General features: G+C 51.6%; 1 protein-coding gene. It reads right to left on the reverse strand.

The features are described 5' to 3' along the window. Window positions 1–102: 102 nt before the first annotated feature. Window positions 103–687, reverse strand: a complete 585-nt coding sequence (locus CKO23_RS24895) for an SGNH/GDSL hydrolase family protein (RefSeq protein WP_200336250.1) — start codon at window positions 685–687, stop codon at window positions 103–105. Between the last annotated feature and the right edge of the window lie 253 nt (window positions 688–940).

Below are 940 nucleotides of genomic sequence, written 5' to 3' on the forward strand. Positions count from 1 at the left end.
ATATTTAAAAATCAGTAGGTTATAATTTTGCGCTCAGCCCTATTTTTGACTTTCGTGTACGCCAAAAATATCAATCAAGTATTTGTTTTGGAAGATATTTGCTTACCCCATGAGATCCTGGAGAGCCAAAGAACCCGTAGAAAGCTCTTTCCTCTCAGGATACTGCGCAACCAGCACAGACTTGGTTTGCGAGCGAGCCAATTGAAGAAATTCGCGCAGATCCGCAAGACTTTGTTCCAGACTTTCAGCAGAAATGACTTCGGTCACCGTGCTCCCCTCGTCAACCTTCTTGAGACTTGGCAAGTATCTGGGTAAGTATCGCGTTAGCAGCTCCCAAAGCGCCGGCACGGGTTGATGCTCAGGATGCGTGTTTGGATCAAGCGGTGCAAAAGTTGGGTTGTCGGCCACATCGTGCCTTGAGATGACCAAAACGACGATATCCGCATCAAAAAAGCCATACTCCCTCGCATAAGCTAACCAATTCCCAGGCCACCAACTGCCAGCAGAGATGTTCCCCACGCGCACGGTCACGGTCACGTTGGCAGCGGCAGATAGTTGCGCCGCCATCAGCGTCGTCGCCAAACGCGAATGATCGGTCAGATTGCCGCCATTCACAACCGAATCGCCAAACACCATGATGCGGATTTCACCCTCGGCTTTTCGCTCCGGGAAGTCATCGCTGCGCATGCCAAAACGGTTCACAAGTATTCGGTTCCCGAAACGCATCACATCCTAGTGGTCTAGAGTGAAAGTCCTAATACTGTTTCTGGGCGATCGATGGCATCCTACTCATCTGTCTTGAGTTTCGCCGATGAGTTGATGACACGATGCCACGCTGCACCCCGATTCCCGTTTCCCTCACCGACAAAGAACGTACCCAGTTGGAGGCGTTGGTGCGTCAGCACACCACGGCGCAGCAACTGGCGATCCGAGCCCGAAT

This window comes from Thiocystis violacea, assembly GCF_016583565.1.
GTDB lineage: Bacteria > Pseudomonadota > Gammaproteobacteria > Chromatiales > Chromatiaceae > Thiorhodococcus > Thiorhodococcus violaceus_A.